The sequence below is a fragment of the Saccharicrinis aurantiacus genome (assembly GCF_001660705.2).
Taxonomy (GTDB): domain Bacteria; phylum Bacteroidota; class Bacteroidia; order Bacteroidales; family Marinilabiliaceae; genus Saccharicrinis; species Saccharicrinis aurantiacus.
Window position 1 is genome coordinate 104,758 of the sequence record NZ_LYBV02000001.1, and the last position, 15,501, is coordinate 120,258.

General features: G+C 35.8%; 15 protein-coding genes. 7 read left to right on the plus strand and 8 right to left on the minus strand.

The features are described 5' to 3' along the window. Positions 1-31: 31 nt before the first annotated feature. The 8 genes from A8B35_RS00415 to A8B35_RS00450 form a co-directional block, all read right to left on the minus strand. Positions 32-2,323, minus strand: a complete 2,292-nt coding sequence (locus A8B35_RS00415) for a HEAT repeat domain-containing protein (RefSeq protein WP_075601617.1) — start codon at positions 2,321-2,323, stop codon at positions 32-34. Then, positions 2,323-2,778, minus strand: a complete 456-nt coding sequence (locus A8B35_RS00420) for a QcrA and Rieske domain-containing protein (protein ID WP_075601618.1) — start codon at positions 2,776-2,778, stop codon at positions 2,323-2,325. The genes A8B35_RS00415 and A8B35_RS00420 overlap by 1 nt, the downstream gene beginning before the upstream one ends. Positions 2,779-2,811: 33 nt before the next feature. After that, positions 2,812-4,095, minus strand: coding sequence for a cytochrome b N-terminal domain-containing protein (locus tag A8B35_RS00425; RefSeq protein WP_075601619.1), 1,284 nt, complete (start codon positions 4,093-4,095; stop codon positions 2,812-2,814). Between the two features lie 237 nt (positions 4,096-4,332). Continuing rightward, complete coding sequence (locus A8B35_RS00430; protein ID WP_083634251.1) at positions 4,333-5,433, minus strand: permease; 1,101 nt, start codon at positions 5,431-5,433, stop codon at positions 4,333-4,335. A gap of 40 nt (positions 5,434-5,473) precedes the next feature. Then, positions 5,474-6,175 (minus strand): aromatic aminobenezylarsenical efflux permease ArsG family transporter, encoded by a 702-nt coding sequence (locus A8B35_RS00435; protein WP_075601620.1) that lies wholly within the window; start codon positions 6,173-6,175, stop codon positions 5,474-5,476. Between the two features lies 1 nt (position 6,176). Further along, positions 6,177-6,668 carry a nitrophenyl compound nitroreductase subunit ArsF family protein gene (locus tag A8B35_RS23505; protein ID WP_075601621.1) on the minus strand — a complete coding sequence of 164 codons (492 nt, stop codon included), beginning with the start codon at positions 6,666-6,668 and terminating at the stop codon, positions 6,177-6,179. Positions 6,669-6,689: 21 nt separating this feature from the next. Then, the gene (locus A8B35_RS00445) at positions 6,690-6,926 is read right to left on the minus strand and encodes a thioredoxin family protein (RefSeq protein WP_245820757.1); all 237 of its coding nucleotides are present in this window, start codon (positions 6,924-6,926) and stop codon (positions 6,690-6,692) included. A 182-nt stretch (positions 6,927-7,108) separates the two neighbouring features. After that, on the minus strand, positions 7,109-7,399 hold the full coding sequence (locus tag A8B35_RS00450; protein ID WP_075601622.1) for an ArsR/SmtB family transcription factor: 291 nt from the start codon (positions 7,397-7,399) through the stop codon (positions 7,109-7,111). A gap of 159 nt (positions 7,400-7,558) precedes the next feature. Here A8B35_RS00450 and A8B35_RS00455 point away from each other — a divergent pair, with 159 nt between their 5' ends. The 7 genes from A8B35_RS00455 (at position 7,559) to A8B35_RS00485 (ending at position 15,264) form a co-directional block, all read left to right on the plus strand. Continuing rightward, positions 7,559-9,454 (plus strand): RecQ family ATP-dependent DNA helicase, encoded by a 1,896-nt coding sequence (locus tag A8B35_RS00455; RefSeq protein WP_075601623.1) that lies wholly within the window; start codon positions 7,559-7,561, stop codon positions 9,452-9,454. A gap of 136 nt (positions 9,455-9,590) precedes the next feature. Beyond that, positions 9,591-10,205, plus strand: a complete 615-nt coding sequence (locus A8B35_RS00460) for a DUF5063 domain-containing protein (RefSeq protein ID WP_075601624.1) — start codon at positions 9,591-9,593, stop codon at positions 10,203-10,205. 54 nt (positions 10,206-10,259) lie between these two features. Next, positions 10,260-10,868 (plus strand): 3'-5' exonuclease, encoded by a 609-nt coding sequence (locus tag A8B35_RS00465; protein ID WP_245820758.1) that lies wholly within the window; start codon positions 10,260-10,262, stop codon positions 10,866-10,868. A 25-nt stretch (positions 10,869-10,893) separates the two neighbouring features. Next, positions 10,894-12,078: a class I SAM-dependent rRNA methyltransferase gene (locus tag A8B35_RS00470; protein ID WP_075601625.1), complete on the plus strand. Its 1,185-nt coding sequence runs from the start codon at positions 10,894-10,896 to the stop codon at positions 12,076-12,078. A 102-nt stretch (positions 12,079-12,180) separates the two neighbouring features. Next, positions 12,181-13,419: a DEAD/DEAH box helicase gene (locus tag A8B35_RS00475; protein ID WP_075601626.1), complete on the plus strand. Its 1,239-nt coding sequence runs from the start codon at positions 12,181-12,183 to the stop codon at positions 13,417-13,419. A 100-nt stretch (positions 13,420-13,519) separates the two neighbouring features. After that, entirely contained in the window at positions 13,520-14,125 is a 606-nt protein-coding gene (locus A8B35_RS00480; RefSeq protein WP_075601627.1) for a PliI family lysozyme inhibitor of I-type lysozyme, read from the plus strand. An 83-nt stretch (positions 14,126-14,208) separates the two neighbouring features. After that, the gene (locus A8B35_RS00485; protein WP_075601628.1) at positions 14,209-15,264 is read left to right on the plus strand and encodes an ATP-grasp domain-containing protein; all 1,056 of its coding nucleotides are present in this window, start codon (positions 14,209-14,211) and stop codon (positions 15,262-15,264) included. Positions 15,265-15,501 lie beyond the last annotated feature (237 nt).

Sequence of the window (15,501 nt, forward strand, 5' to 3'; positions counted from 1 at the left end):
AATATTTTAAAACTCAAACAAAAGAATAAAACTATTTAATTAAAGCTTCAATTTGTGCTTTATCTTGAATATTCGGGAATTTTGCAAGTATGGTTTTAGCTGTTGCTTTTGTTTTATCGGCTTTATTATTTTTCATATATAAATTTAATAATGCCATATAGTTGTTTGCATCATTTGGATTGATGTTTATAGCTTTATTTAAGTATTTTTCAGCATTAGCTAGTTCGTTTTTAAAGTCGTACATCATTGCTATGTTATACATTACTCTAGGATTATCAGGAGATAATTTAGCAGCCTTTAATAGGTAAGTCATTGACTCATCATAGCGTTGTCGTTCTGATAAAAACAAGGCATAAGTAAAGGTTGTTGATCCATCCTCAGGTGAATGTTTTAAGTAGTCGAGCAATAGCTTTTCTGCTTTGTTGTGCTCTCCTTTGTTGTTGTACAAGATGGCCAAGTTAACTTTAATAGCGTGTAATTCGGGATCTTGTTTTAGTGCTCTGATATAAAATTTCTCAGCCTGTTGCACATTATTGGTATTGTAATAAAAATTAGCCAAGTTGAACTTTCCTGATGGGAAATCAGCGCTATACTCTAATGCAGCCTTATAATCCTTATTGGCTTTGGCAAACTGTTTTTTATATTTTGCTGGTATCTGATCTTGCGAAACATTATTAAGCTTTGTAGCCGCTTCAATTCTCATGGCTCGTGTGGGATCACTTAATTTATCTAATACCTTATCAAGCGATTTTTCATCATCAACCATTAAAGCTTGCAGTGCATTGTACCTAATGTGGCCGTTGAAATCATTCATAGCTTGATAAAGAATCTCTTTACTACGAGTTTGATAATGACGGCCCATATAACTAATAGCTGTAGCTCTAACAATCTCAGGATATACTTCGTCGTTATAAATATTAACTAAGCCTTCGTATCCAGCATCACTTCCTGTTAAAGCCTCTTTGAAAGCCTCACCATATTGTGATTTCTTACTAGTTCCGTGCCATTTGTCAACGTTATCCATAGCCCATTGGGTTGATTTATCGGCATGGCATTGATTACAGGCATTTGGTGTTCCTAGTGTTTTGGTTAAATCCGGACGAGGAACTCTAAAACTGTGATCGTTTCTGTAATCCGGTCCCATATAAAATTTAGCAGGCATGTGGCAATTGATACAGCGTGTACCTTCGCCAACCTCAAACTTTACTCCATCATCAGCAATAACAGCTTCTCCACTTTCGCCATATCCTTTATGGAAGTGATGATTATAAGTATCGTAATCATCGGCACGGTGGCATTGTGTACAAAGTCTGTTGTCTTCGAAATGACGTTTGGTACTGTGTACATCATGGCAATCGTTACACTTCACATCGCGCATGTACATTTTACTTTGCGTAAATGAACCATACACATAATCTTCATCCAATATTTGACCATCAATATGGTAATTATCTGGCATAGGAAGATTTGGGATAGAGTGATTGTAAATGTCAGCACTGTGGTGGAAATCAGACATAGAACCTCTTCGTGTATGGCATCGCATACATAAATCAACATATTCTTTGTTGTCAATTCCGCTGGTTTTTAGTACTAAACCGTAGTTGTTATCTGTATCTCGGGCATATTCTGCTTTAGCAGCCCATTTTAAGTGATTGGAAGCTGGCCCGTGACAAGCCTCACAACTTACATTTATCTCACTCCAAGTGGTATTATAGCTATCCGACTCAACATCGTATCCTTTTACCAAGTTTGTAGAGTGGCAATCGGCACACATCCCATTCCAGTTTTGAGCTTGGTTGGTCCAGTGTAACCAGTTTGTACTTTCAATCATTTCAGTAGGATACACCTCAGTGGCCATATGGTACCACTTGTTGTTTTTTGAATCCCAAGTAATTGGTAAACACTGTAAGCGACCTCTGCTAAACTCAATTAAATATTGTTGTAAAGGGTAGTAACCGAAGGTGTATTTAATCTCGAACTCTTCCATTTCACCAGATTCTCCATCTGTGTAAACCATGAACTTACCATCTTTCTTATACATTTTATGGGTCATCCCATTGTACTCTAAAGTTTGGTTATTAAAGTCGCCAAGTACTGTAGAATCGTTTACATGTTGCATGGCTTTATCATGATCAGAGCCCACCCAACTATTGTATTCGTTTAGGTGACATTCTTTACAAGTTTCTTTACCCACAAATTGCGCTTCCTCATTAAGCGGTTCTGTACCCTGGTAGGTTCTGATAACCGTATATAGCGGAATAGTTATGATGGTAACTAAAAGTGCAATTAAGCTGATACGTTCTATTTTTTTACGATTCTCCATTATGCGTAAGTTAATTGCGATTTTAAGTAGGATGTTCTTTTAAATGGTTTAGTGGTATCAATTAATACTTCACCATTTTCAATGATAACCGGAAATAAATCAAGCGGGCGAGTTGCTGGCGCGGCCATTACTTCTCCGTATTTATTAAATTTTGATGCGTGGCAAGGGCATGCAAAGCCTTTACTATCTTGATTAACTACACAGCCTAGGTGTGTGCATTTAATTGACATTGCAAGAAATCCTCCATCTTCAAATCGTCTTAAAAAGAATTGATTTGATAAATAAGGATAGGTCTTTCCGTTTGAGAAGTTCTCGGCACTACCCGCATTAAACAATTCCTTTTCGTTACTACTAACACTTGATTTGTTAATGCCTCCTTTAATAAGGTATATCGCTTCTAAGGCAGCAATTCCTGCCAATAGACGTTTTATGAATTTTCTTCTGTTGAATTTCATTTTATTTTCAATGTAAACGGAAAAGTAATCAAATTAAAAAATTAAAGTCATTCCTTCACCTCTAAGCAGCAACGAAATAAATAACATGGATAGGTATGAAGAAAGAAGAATGCTTGTGCATGCCAATAATATTTCTGTATTCTCAGCTTGTTTTTTTGCCTTCCAAAAATATACATAAGCACCCATTGGTAGCATGTAAGCTAAAAATGGCAATATACCGTTACTAATCCACATTGGCCACGAGGTAAACCATAGCTGAAAGTGTAAAAAGTGATCGAGTAGGTATATTAATACAAAAGTAAAAACAAAGGAAACAATGCTTGATTGTATGGTAATTTGTTTGCCTAATGGCGAATTAAACCAAACGCCAACGTTTAAATTCTTTACTCTAAAAAATGGCAGATAAACAAAGAAAGCAGTTACAGCTAAAGGAACCAATACCGCACCAAAAACTGGGTGAAGGTGGAGTAGTAATTCTTGAGCTCCCAAGAAATACCAGGGTGCTTTACTTGGGTTTGGACTTACCAAAGGGTTGGCTTCTTCTAATAATGGGGCATGGTAAAATGCCGATGTTAAAAATAATGCAGCAATAACAATAGCGGCTGCCATTATCTCAATCCAAATTAAATTTGGATTTACATTAACTTTCTCTGGTTTCTCTATTTTAGGTAGTGCAACACCTCCTGCTTTTCTGATTAACCAAAAATGCATACTCATTAATACTATAAATAATAGAGGTAGTATGCCCGTATGTAATGTATAAAAGTTTAATAAAGTTTGTTCATCAACTGTTGAACTGCCACGCACCATATCAGCTAATGGAACACCAATAAAAGGAATGTATTCGATGATCTGAGTAACTACAGTAACTGCCCAAAATGCCAACTGATCCCATGGTAAAAGGTAGCCTGTGAAACTTGCTGCTACCACAAAAAACATCATTACTAAACCATAAATCCAGTTCTCGGCTCTCTTCTTAAAAATAGCCATAGAGTATATAACCCTTACCATATGTAAGAACGATACAATAATCATAAGTTTAGCTGACCAATGGTGTAAGTTGCGAAGAAAATGACCAAAGATAGTTTCTCTCTCCAAAGCTAATATTGAATCATAAGCTCCGGCAACAGATGGTACATACGAAAAACGTAATACCATTCCGGTAACACAGAGTATTATAAACAATAATGCAGTTATGCCTCCTAAGCCAAATGTTCGTGTAAATTTTACAGCCCGAGCATCAATTTTTATGGGATGCAGGTGAAGAAGGAAATTTTCAATGGACTTCGGAAAGTTAATAGCTTTTTTATCTTTCATTATTGAATGACTTGTAGTTTCAATTTGAACAATATGACAAAGAAAGCCAAAAAGCTGCTAAAGTGAAAATGATATTCCAATAGATTGTTAGGCTATTGGATAATAGACATTATACTTTCTTAAAGTTGCTTTAGGTTAGGTGATTATAAGAATTGCCTTTTACAAAACAAGCATCATTTAATAAGACGAAAAGCTAAGGTAGTTAAAGAGTTTAAGGTTTTTAGCTAGAGTTAGGAATTAAAGAATAAGGTTAAAAAGATAACCCAAAGCAACGATAAACACGGTTATTGTCCCGAAAAATATAATAATAAGCTTCCATGTCATCACCTTTTTTAACAGGGTGGCTTCAGGTAAAGAAAGTCCGACTATTGCCATCATAAATGCAATTGCAGTGCCTAGAGGTACGCCCTTGGCAACAAAAACTTGAATGACAGGAACAATTCCGGCTGCATTAGCATACATGGGTACAGCTAGAATTACGGCTAATGGCACTGCATACCATTTGTCAGCTGAAAGATAACTTGCGAATAAGTTTTCAGGAACATAGCCATGCATAGCGGCTCCTATTGCAATGCCAATAATTACATACACTATTACTTTACGAACAATGCTCCAACCTTCTTCAATTATGGAAGGCAATCGATCTATGAATGGTGTTTGCTCTGATTCCCAAACTTCTGTTTCTTTTTCAGAATTGGTCTGTATTTGTTTTACCCATTCGCTTAAATATCTATCTAGTTTAAACTTTCCTAGGATATAGCCTCCGATTGATCCTAACAATATCCCGCTTAAGGTATACACCATTGTAGCTTTTACTCCAAACAAACCCAAAAACATGGCAACAGCAACTTCATTAACAAGAGGTGAGGTAATTAAAAAAGAAAAAGTTACTCCCAATGGAATGCCTCCTTTAACTAAGCCGATAAAAAGTGGTATAGAGCTGCAGGAACAGAATGGGGTAATAGCTCCAAAAAGTGCTGAAAAGAAGTATTGGAAACCATACATCTTTTTTGTGGTCAGATAAATCCGTAATCGATCTATAGGAAAGTAGGCATTTACTATTCCCATTAAGGTACTCACTAGAAATAGTAAAATAAGAATTTTGATGGTATCGTAAAAAAAGAAATTGATGGATTGCCCAAGGTGAGAGTCGGGGTTGAGTGTGAATAAATCATAAGTTACATAATCAACAATTGTAGCCAAGTAGTGGTATAACACTATCAAAGTAGGCAGAACAAGTGCAATGGAAGTTATGATATTGATTTTTCTTTTATTAGCAAGTTTATCTCCTTGGTCAGTATTGCTTTCAATGCTATATTCTTCAGTTGTAGATGGCATAGTTTATTTATATAGATAGTTATGAATTGGGTGAGTTATTTTATACGAAAAAGAATATGATACTTTGGTAGAGTCCAATACCAATAAACACAAGAGCAACAATTCTTCTAAACCAAGTTTCAAAGGTTTTGATGTTATTGTATACTTTTCCCAAAGACCCTACACTGAAAGCAATGAGCCATGCAAATAGGATAACAGGGATTCCTGTGGCTAGGGCAAAAATAATAGGAAGTATCAAGCCTCCTGTGCTGCTCATAGTCATGGGTATTAACATGCCAAAATACAATACGCCACTATAAGGACAAAAGGCTAGGGCAAATACAATACCCAATAAAAGCACTCCCCAAAAACCGGTATTTGATTTCTCTTCCATTTTTTCGCTGAGCGAGCCAAGTATTGCAATATTAAAGTTTAACACGCCCAACATAAATAAACCAATAACGATAAGGATTGGTCCAAGTAGTTTTTCGCCCCATTCTTGAACTATGCCACTCAATTGAAACTGATCTGCTCCCAAATAAAATACCATGCCTATGGCCGTATATGTAATGGCTCTGCCTAAAGTATATATAAGGCCATTTAAAAACACCTTGCGTTTGTCTTCTATATCTTTGCTGATGAATCCAATGGCGGTTATATTGGTAGCCAGTGGACATGGACTTATGGCAGTCATTAGTCCTAATAAAAATGCCGAAAAAATAGGGAACTGTGAGTTCTCAAGAAAGTTTTGTAAAAGCTCCATTCTACAACATTGAATCTATGGTTGATTTAATTTTTTGTTTTAGCTTTTCAGGCTTTGTGCGCGCATTCATAAAAGCATCGTTGGTTAAATTTACCACCTTGTCGCCTTTAATAATCAATAAAGTCTGTCCACTAATTTTATATTTTTCAATCATAAGGTTATCCTTATTTTCATCTCTATTAATCGATGTAAATGATACGCTAGAGCCATAGAATTCTTTTAAACTTTCTTTTGTAACGGTTTCTACAGCCTCGCAGGTAGCGCATCTGCGTGTAGCATGAAAATAGTAAGCATTAATTACAGTAGAATCATTTTTAGTAGAGCAGCATCCTGTTTCGGCAGAATTACCTGCTTCTATTTTTGAAGCACAACAACTTTCTGTTTGCCCTGTGTTTTCGGCTACAGTCTTTGTTTTTGAGTTTGAATTAGCGCAAGATTGAATAAATGTTGCCACTAATAATACGATGCTGAACTTGTAAATTGTGTTTATCATCTGAGTATATATTGAGCTTTATTATTTAGTTAGTAATTCTTTTACTTCTTTGGTAGATAGTAACTTTCCTTTTGACACAACTTTACCATCTATAACTAATGCTGGGGTTGACATTACGTTGTAATTCATAATCTCAACAATATCCTCAACTTTATTAACCTTTGCGTTGAGGTTTAATTCTGTCACAGCTTCTTCAGTGTTTTTTGTTAATGTTTTGCATTTGCTGCAACCTGTTCCTAAAATTTTTATTTCCATCATTTTATCTATTAATTTTCTAATATTTATATGTTCTTAACCCAATGGTTTTAGGTTGATAATTCTATTGCAATAAAAATAGGGTTCTATTTAAAATTGTATTCATTGCTGACTTCTGGCTATAAACTAGATACTATTTTCAATTACGTATTTCGCAAAACAACGAACAGTAGGTGCAAATTTTTTTAAAGATTCAAGAATTCTTTAAATAGTAATTGTGCTTCACTCCAATTTTGCTTGTTGATGCAATATTTAATTTTGGGAGATTCAATTTCTCCTTGAATTAAACCTGCATCTTTAAGTTCTTTTAAATGTTGCGATAATGTAGATTTTGCAATGGGCAGTTTCTCGCTGAGGTCGCCACTATAACAACAACTTTGCTCCGATAGTAAATTTAAAACATAGATGCGCACAGGATGTCCCAATGCTTTTGCATATCGAGCTATCTTTTTGTCTTTATCTTTTAATTCGCTCATTGTAGTTCGTTAATTTACGAACAAATGTAATTGTTATTTTTTAATAGCAAAAATTTCAGTGGAGAATATTGCCTATTAGGTGTTGTTCACAATTCAGCCTTCACTCTTATAAACTAAGTAACTATTACTATATTCACATCCTCAATTAATTTAAGATTTTTGCAAAAATACCTCGACATATTAAAAAAGTACTGGGGCTACGATGGTTTCAGAGAGAAGCAAGATGAGATTGTTAAATCAATAGCTTCTGGTAGGGATACATTGGGGCTATTGCCTACAGGTGGTGGAAAATCCATAACTTTTCAGGTGCCTGCTATGGCGATGGACGGAGTTTGTATTGTAATAACTCCATTGGTAGCTTTAATGAAAGATCAGGTAGCCAATCTTCAGAATAAGGGAATTAAGGCACTGGCTGTTTTTAATGGTTTAAGCAATAGAGAAATAAATATTGCTTACGATAATTGTATTTATGGCGATTATAAATTCCTATACATGTCGCCCGAGCGTTTATCAACAGAATTATTTTTAACAAAGCTGCCGCAGTTGAAGGTGAGTATGTTGGTGGTGGATGAGGCGCATTGTATTAGTCAATGGGGATATGATTTTAGACCATCGTACATTAAAATAGCTGATATTCGTAAAGAACTACCTGAGGTTCCTATTCTTGCTTTAACAGCTACAGCTACGCCGCAAATTGTTGATGATATTCAAGATAAGCTCTTGTTTGAAACTAAGCATGTGGTTCAAAAAAGTTTTGAACGTAAAAATTTGGCTTATATCGTTCGTAATGTCGAGGATAAGTTGGGTGAGCTTATTAAAATAGTAAAAGCCATTAATGCATGTACTGTTGTATTTGTTCGTAATCGTAAAAAAACAAAGGAATATTGTGAGTGGCTTATTCAAAATGGTATTTCAGCGCACTATTATCATGCAGGTTTAACGCATCAAAGTAAAGATAAAAAGCAGAAGGAGTGGATGAACGACTCTGTGCAAGTAATGGTTTGTACCAATGCTTTTGGTATGGGAATAGATAAGCCTAATGTACGTTTGGTGGTTCATATGGATGCCCCGGATTCTTTAGAAGCTTATTTTCAAGAGGCGGGAAGAGCAGGGCGTGATGAGAAAAAAGCCTACGCTGTTATGCTGTGGAATAACGCTGATAAAACACGTTTGAAAAGAAATATGGCCGTAACATTTCCTGAAAAGGATGTGATTAATAGGGTGTATCAAGCCTTGGGTAATTATTTTCAGATTGCCGTGGGGCATGGAGCAGAGCGCACCTTCGATTTTGAAATGATTCCCTTTGCTAAGGCTTATGGTTTTAATTTGTTGCAGGTGTTTAATAGTTTAAAGATTCTACAACGTGCAGAATATGTTGAATATACCGAAGAGTTAAACATTCCCGCCCGATTGCATATTACGGTTGGTAAAAGTGAATTGTATCATTTACAAGTGAGTAATTCTAATTTTGATGCCTTCCTGAAATTATTATTACGTTCCTACACTGGTTTCTGGACCGATTATGTTGCCATTGACGAACAAACCTTAGCCAAAAGAGCTAACGTGCCACTGAAAACCATATTTACTTATTTAAATCAGTTAAGTAAGATGAAGGTGGTGCATTATATACCGAGAAAGAAAACTCCTCAAGTGTTTTATGTTCAGGATAGGGAGGAGCAGCGTTTTGTAAAACTACCCAATGCGATTTACAAAGATAGAAAAGCCGATTTTGAAAAACGCGTATCGGCAGTTATCAATTATAGCGATGATACACACATGTGTCGCAGCCAGTTTTTGCTCCAATATTTTGGCGATAAAAAAGCCAAGTCTTGCGGACAATGCGATGTTTGTATTGATAAAAAGAAGAAAGGAATTAACGCGGATGACTTGCAAGAATTAGAGCAAAGTATAAAAGAATTTCTGCAGGAACCCAAATCAAAATTAGAGCTTACAGCTAAGTTTTCAGATAAAAAACAGTGGGAGTCCATATTAGATTGGCTCATTGATAATGAAATAATTTATCAAAACGAAGAGGATAAATGGTGTATGAAATGAGTTATAAAATACCAAGGTATTTCAATTTACAGTTAACAATTAATCCTAGTTAATCGCCTTTAGCGCTAATATACTGTTATCTTATACTTTATTTTCTTATTTTTGCAACGCAAAATTTAAAAATGATTGAATAAGAATGGAAGAAGGATTAGATCACGTAGTATATACAAAAAACGTATTGGAGTTTGTAACCGTTGGTAACGAGTTTTGTCAGCAGTTAGAACATTCGGCAGAGGCCACCTCCGCAGAACTGGTTTACGTTATGGTTCGAATACTTCCTTTATTATATGTAAAATCATTAACGCTTCCTAAGGTGGATTATGAGTTAGAGGAACAAATTGAGAAATATATTTCTGAGGAAGATTACATCAGAATGAATCATTCTTTATTAGGAACTTTAGGTGCTAATGATGATTATTTAGAAGTTTTTGTTCCTGATAATGAATATGAGGAACAGGAGGTTGCATCAAGCATTAGTGAGAATTTAACAGATGTTTATCAAGAGGTTAAAGATTTCTTATTTTCATACCGAATTGGCCAAACAGAGATAATGAATGATGCTTTGGTTGATTTAGTAAATAATTTTGAGTTACATTGGGGACAAAAATTAGTGAATGTACTCCGTGCCTGTCATAGTTTAGTGTATGGAGGTAAAAACCTAGAGGATGAACTAGGCGGAAATGAGCTTGGTGATAACCCCGATGGAAATAGTGGTTGGTTCGATAATTTCCAACAGCAATGGCAAGATTAAATTTAATAAAATAGCAAAGTAAGGTTCAGCCTTCCACGACTAAAATAAAATATTTTGATATACAATTCGATAAGTAACGATACCTTAAACGAACTTCCATTACGCCATTACGAAGGCGAAGTTGTAGTAATTGAAAATGCAGAAGAGATTCCTCAAATGATGGGTCACTTGAAAAAATGCAAAGTTTTAGGCTTCGATACAGAAACAAAACCAGCTTTTAAAAAGGGCCAAACTAATCAAATTTCATTACTACAGATTTCAAGTGAAGAAAAAACCTTTTTGGTACGGCTGAATAAAACAGGCTTAACAAATGAGTTAGTTGAGCTTTTGGCATCGAATGAGATATTAAAAGTTGGCGTGGGTATTCGCGATGATATTCGCGGATTAAAACGACTCTCGGAGTTTGAAGATGGTGGTTTCATCGAATTACAAACCAAAGCAACTGATTTAGGAGTAAAAGATTTTTCTCTTAAGAAGTTAGCAGGTATCTTATTGGAATTTAGAGTATCTAAACGTCAGCGTTTGTCAAATTGGGAAACAGAAACCCTCTCTGAAGGACAAATAACCTATGCTGCTACCGACTCTTGGGTTGCACTCGAAATTTATAAATCGCTCGAAGAGCTTGATCCTAGTACACTGCAGGATTTACCAGAAACAGAATAACACATCAGATAGAAATTATAAAAGCATGTCATATATTAAAGTAGTTCTCAAGTCGGGAAAAGACCAATCAATGCGCCGTTACCACCCATGGGTATTTAGCGGAGCCATCAAAAAAATTTACGGTCAGCCAGCGGAGGGCGATATTGTTGAAGTATTCGATAATAAGGATGAGTATTTAGGAACAGGTCATTACCAAATAGGCTCTATTGCCGTTCGTATTGTATCGTTTCAACAAGTAGAAATCAACGAAGCATTTTGGAAGTCTCAAATCAAAAAAGCTTACGACTTACGTAATGTGCAGGGTTTTATTAATAACCCAGAAACCAATGCTTATCGTTTGGTAGGTGCTGAAGGCGATAACTTACCAGGATTAATCATTGATATGTATGACGATACTGCTGTAGTACAAATGCATTCAATTGGTATGTATCTAATTAAGGATACTGTTGATGCTATTCTTAAAGAATTATTTGGTGATGCATTAAAAGCCATCTATAATAAATCAGAAGGAACCATTCCTTTTAAGGCAGATGTTACGCCGGAGAATGGCTACACTTTTGGTCAGTCAGAAGCACGTATTGCTTTGGAGAACGGATTGAAATTTCGTGTGGATTGGGAAAAAGGTCAGAAGACAGGTTTCTTTGTCGATCAGCGCGACAACCGTGCCTTGTTAGAGCATTATAGTAAAGGGCGCAAGGTATTGAATATGTTTTGCTACACAGGTGGCTTCTCGTTTTATGCCATGCGTGGAGGTGCTGAGTTGGTGCACTCGGTTGATAGTTCAGCAAGAGCGATTGATCTAACAAATGAAAACGTGGAGTTAAACTTCCCTGAAGATCCTCGCCACGATGCATTTGCGGTTGATGCTTTTAAATATTTAGATGATATTAAGGATAAATACGATTTGATTATCCTTGATCCTCCGGCCTTTGCCAAACACAATAATGTGTTGAATAATGCTTTGCAAGGTTATAAAAAGCTGAATGCAAAAGCATTTGAGCAAATTGCACCAGGTGGTATTATCTTTACGTTTTCGTGTTCAGGAGTAGTGAGTAAAGAAAATTTCCGTAAGTCAGTTTTTGCTGCTGCAGCTCGCTCAGGACGTACAGTTCGTATCTTAAATCAATTAACACAACCAGCAGATCACCCGGTAAATATTTACCATCCAGAGGGAGAGTACCTTAAAGGATTAGTGCTGCAAGTTGAATAAAAATAATAGGGTTTAGTTTAAGCTTGAAGGCTGAAGAGAAAAAACTGAAGAATTTTCTCTTCATACTTATCACTAATTTTTACTACTTATCTAAAATAAATAATGAAGTTTACTGAATTAGATTTTACACCCGAAGTACTAGAGGGATTGGATGCCATGAGGTTTGAAGATACCACGCCCGTACAAGAATTAACAATTCCGGTTATTAAAACTGGTAAAGATTTAATTGCTTGTGCACAAACAGGTACCGGAAAAACAGCAGCTTATTTATTGCCTGTTTTAGATAGGATAGTGCGTGATAAACCAGAGGGCTGTAATACCCTAATACTTGTGCCTACACGTGAGTTAGCCCTGCAAATTGATCAGCAGATTGAAGGTTTTGGTTACTTTTTGCCCGTAACCTCATTGCCTGTTTTTGGTGGTAACGATAAAAAATTGTGGGATCAGCAAAAAACAGCTCTAACACAAGGTGCTAATATTATAGTTTCCACACCAGGACGTATGATACAGCACCTAACAATGGGATATGTTGATTTTAGCACCATCTCCCACTTTATTTTAGATGAGGCCGATCGTATGCTCGATATGGGTTTCAACGAGGATATTATGCAAATAGAAAGTCATTTGCCTAAAAAGCGTCAGAACTTATTGTTCTCGGCAACTTTTCCTCCAAAAATTCGAACGCTAGCTAAAAACTTATTAACAGATCCTGAGGAAGTAAATATTGCTATTTCAAAACCAGCTGAAGGAATATTACAGGCAGCTTATGTGGTTTACGAGGCGCAAAAAGATCCTTTGATTGTTGATCTTTTAAAAGATAAGGAGCTACAGAGTATTATCATATTTGTGGGTCGTAAAGCTCGAGTAAATGATATTACCCGTATGTTGCGTCGTAACGATTTTAATGCGCGTGCCATACATTCTGATTTAGACCAAAATGAACGCATCGAAGTATTACGGGAGTTTAAAAATCGTAACGTACAAATATTAGTAGCCACTGATATTGTGGCGCGTGGTATCGATATTGAAAATATCGATTTAGTAATTAATTACGATGTTCCGGGTGATGCTGCAGATTATGTACATAGAATAGGACGTACTGCACGCGCAAAAACCACAGGTGTAGGTATCACCTTTGTGAGTGAAACCGACCAGGCTGATTTTCATCAGATAGAGCAACTTATAGAGTCAACTATTTATAAAGTGCCGTTGCCTCCTGAGTACGATGAAGCACCAGAATACAATCCTCAGAAAAACCGTAAGTTCAATAAAAAAGGTAAAGGTGGCGGAAAAGGCAAAAAACCCTTTAAAAAGAAATCACCTCCAAAAGATAAAAAGTAACGCAAGTTGTTGTACTTATAAAGACGTAAATGTTATAACATTTACGTCTTTTTTTGTTGGTATAATTAGCTAATTTTGTAATTCACCAAAACTAAATTACATGCGTTATTCAATAGCTACACTTACTTTTGTCTTCACCCTATCTTCTTGTCACTTCAGCTCTAAATCATCCTCAAATATTAAGGAGGAGAATAGTAACTCAAACGTATTCAATAAAGAACTGTCACTACAAGGTATTGACTTTTCAGTAACTTCAATAACAGAAAGCTATACAACAAAGCTCCATGTAAAATCATCAGGTCTTGAGATAAGAGAGTACGATGAAATCATAGATGTGCAGGGAGATTTTATAGTTGGTGCCGAAGTATCAGATTTAAATTCGGATGGTTCTCCCGAGCTATTTGTTTTTACCCAAAGTCCTGGCAGTGGTTCTTATGGTAAGGTATATGCCTTCTCTGTGAATAATAAAAAGTCGATGAGTCAAGTGTACTTTCAGCTAACTGCTGAAAATAAGGCTATCAATGAAGGTTATATGGGGCATGATGTATTTTTAATATCAGAAAACAGTTTAGTGCAGCGGTTTCCTATTTATAAAAGAAGCGATAGTAATGCAAATCCAACAGGAGGAATGCGAAAGGTATCTTATAAAATGCTAAATGGAGAATCCGGTAGAAAGCTTGTTGTTGATAGAGTTGCAACGTATTAATTGTTCTGTAAATAATATGAGGCGTGTTACTTTTTTTTATGGTTTCCTTTAAGCTTGATAGAGTGCGAATTAAAGCCAAATAAATGAATAGAATTGCAATATTATATCAGGCTCAACTTCCTCCTGCAAAGGATGGAATTCAGAAGCCTATGAAAGTAGGAGGGTATTCTGATAGTGGTGCTGATATCGCATTTGAGTTATTAGAAAATAATTTTGATGTGATTACGCCAGTTGAAAATCCAGATATAACTAATGATAAGGATTGGGTTTTCCCGGATACGAAAGATGGGATTGAGGCTGCATTACAAAAGGGAGTAAAAATATTTTGGTTGAATACAGTTTTGTATCAGCAGCATACCATTGAAAGTTATCTTTACAAAGGAATTGAAGTTGTAGGTCAGGTACCAAGTTCGGTAGATGTTTATGATGATAAATTGTTCACAAATAGTTTATTGAAATCCCATAATATTCCCATTCCTAAAAACAAACTTATCACAATTGAGAATTATAATAATTTATCCTTAGAATTGGAGTTTCCCTTGGTTTTAAAACCAATTAGAGGAAGAGGTAGTCAGGGAGTTATTAGAATTGACAGTCGATATGAGCTCAATGAAAATCTAGATAAATTATTCTCTGATAATCAATATGGAAATGCTGTGTATGTTGAGCAATATTTAGAAGGACAGGAAATTACCATTACGGTAATGCCAAAAGGAAAATACTGGATTAATAATAATGAGGAATACTTCAGCACCCCTTGGTGTTTACCAGCGGTTAAAAGATTCAATCATAATAGGGGAATTGCACCTTATAATGGAATTACTGCAGTTATTGAAAATAGTGAAGTTTTGGATGATGACGAGTTGCAGACAATCGAAATTCAAGAAGTGTACCAACACTGTATCAAATCAGCCGAGTTAATTGGAATTAAGGCTCCAATTAGAATTGATTGCAGAGCCAATAATCAAGGAAGATACTTGTTGTTTGACCTAAATATGAAACCGAATATGACTGGCCCATCACGGCCTCATAGAAAAAGACAAGATAGTTTAACGCTACTTTCTGCAAGGAAAATAGGCTGGAATTACGTCGACTTATTGAGTAATATATTGAATCAAAGATGGAAGGCTAGTAGATAAGCCAGAATTAAGGAAACAAACCCCTTCGTGGGAGTATATAGTAGATGATGTAAGGGCATAAAAAAAGGGATTTCAACCGTTGTTGAATCCCTTTTCTTTAACCTAAACCCTAATCTATGAAAAAAAACTTCTTATGTCTGTTTAATGTGGATTTCTATAAAATAGGAATGCCTTGGAGCCATTCCTATTTATAACCTAAACCCTAACTTATGAAAAACTCTCATGCTCTTCGGTATG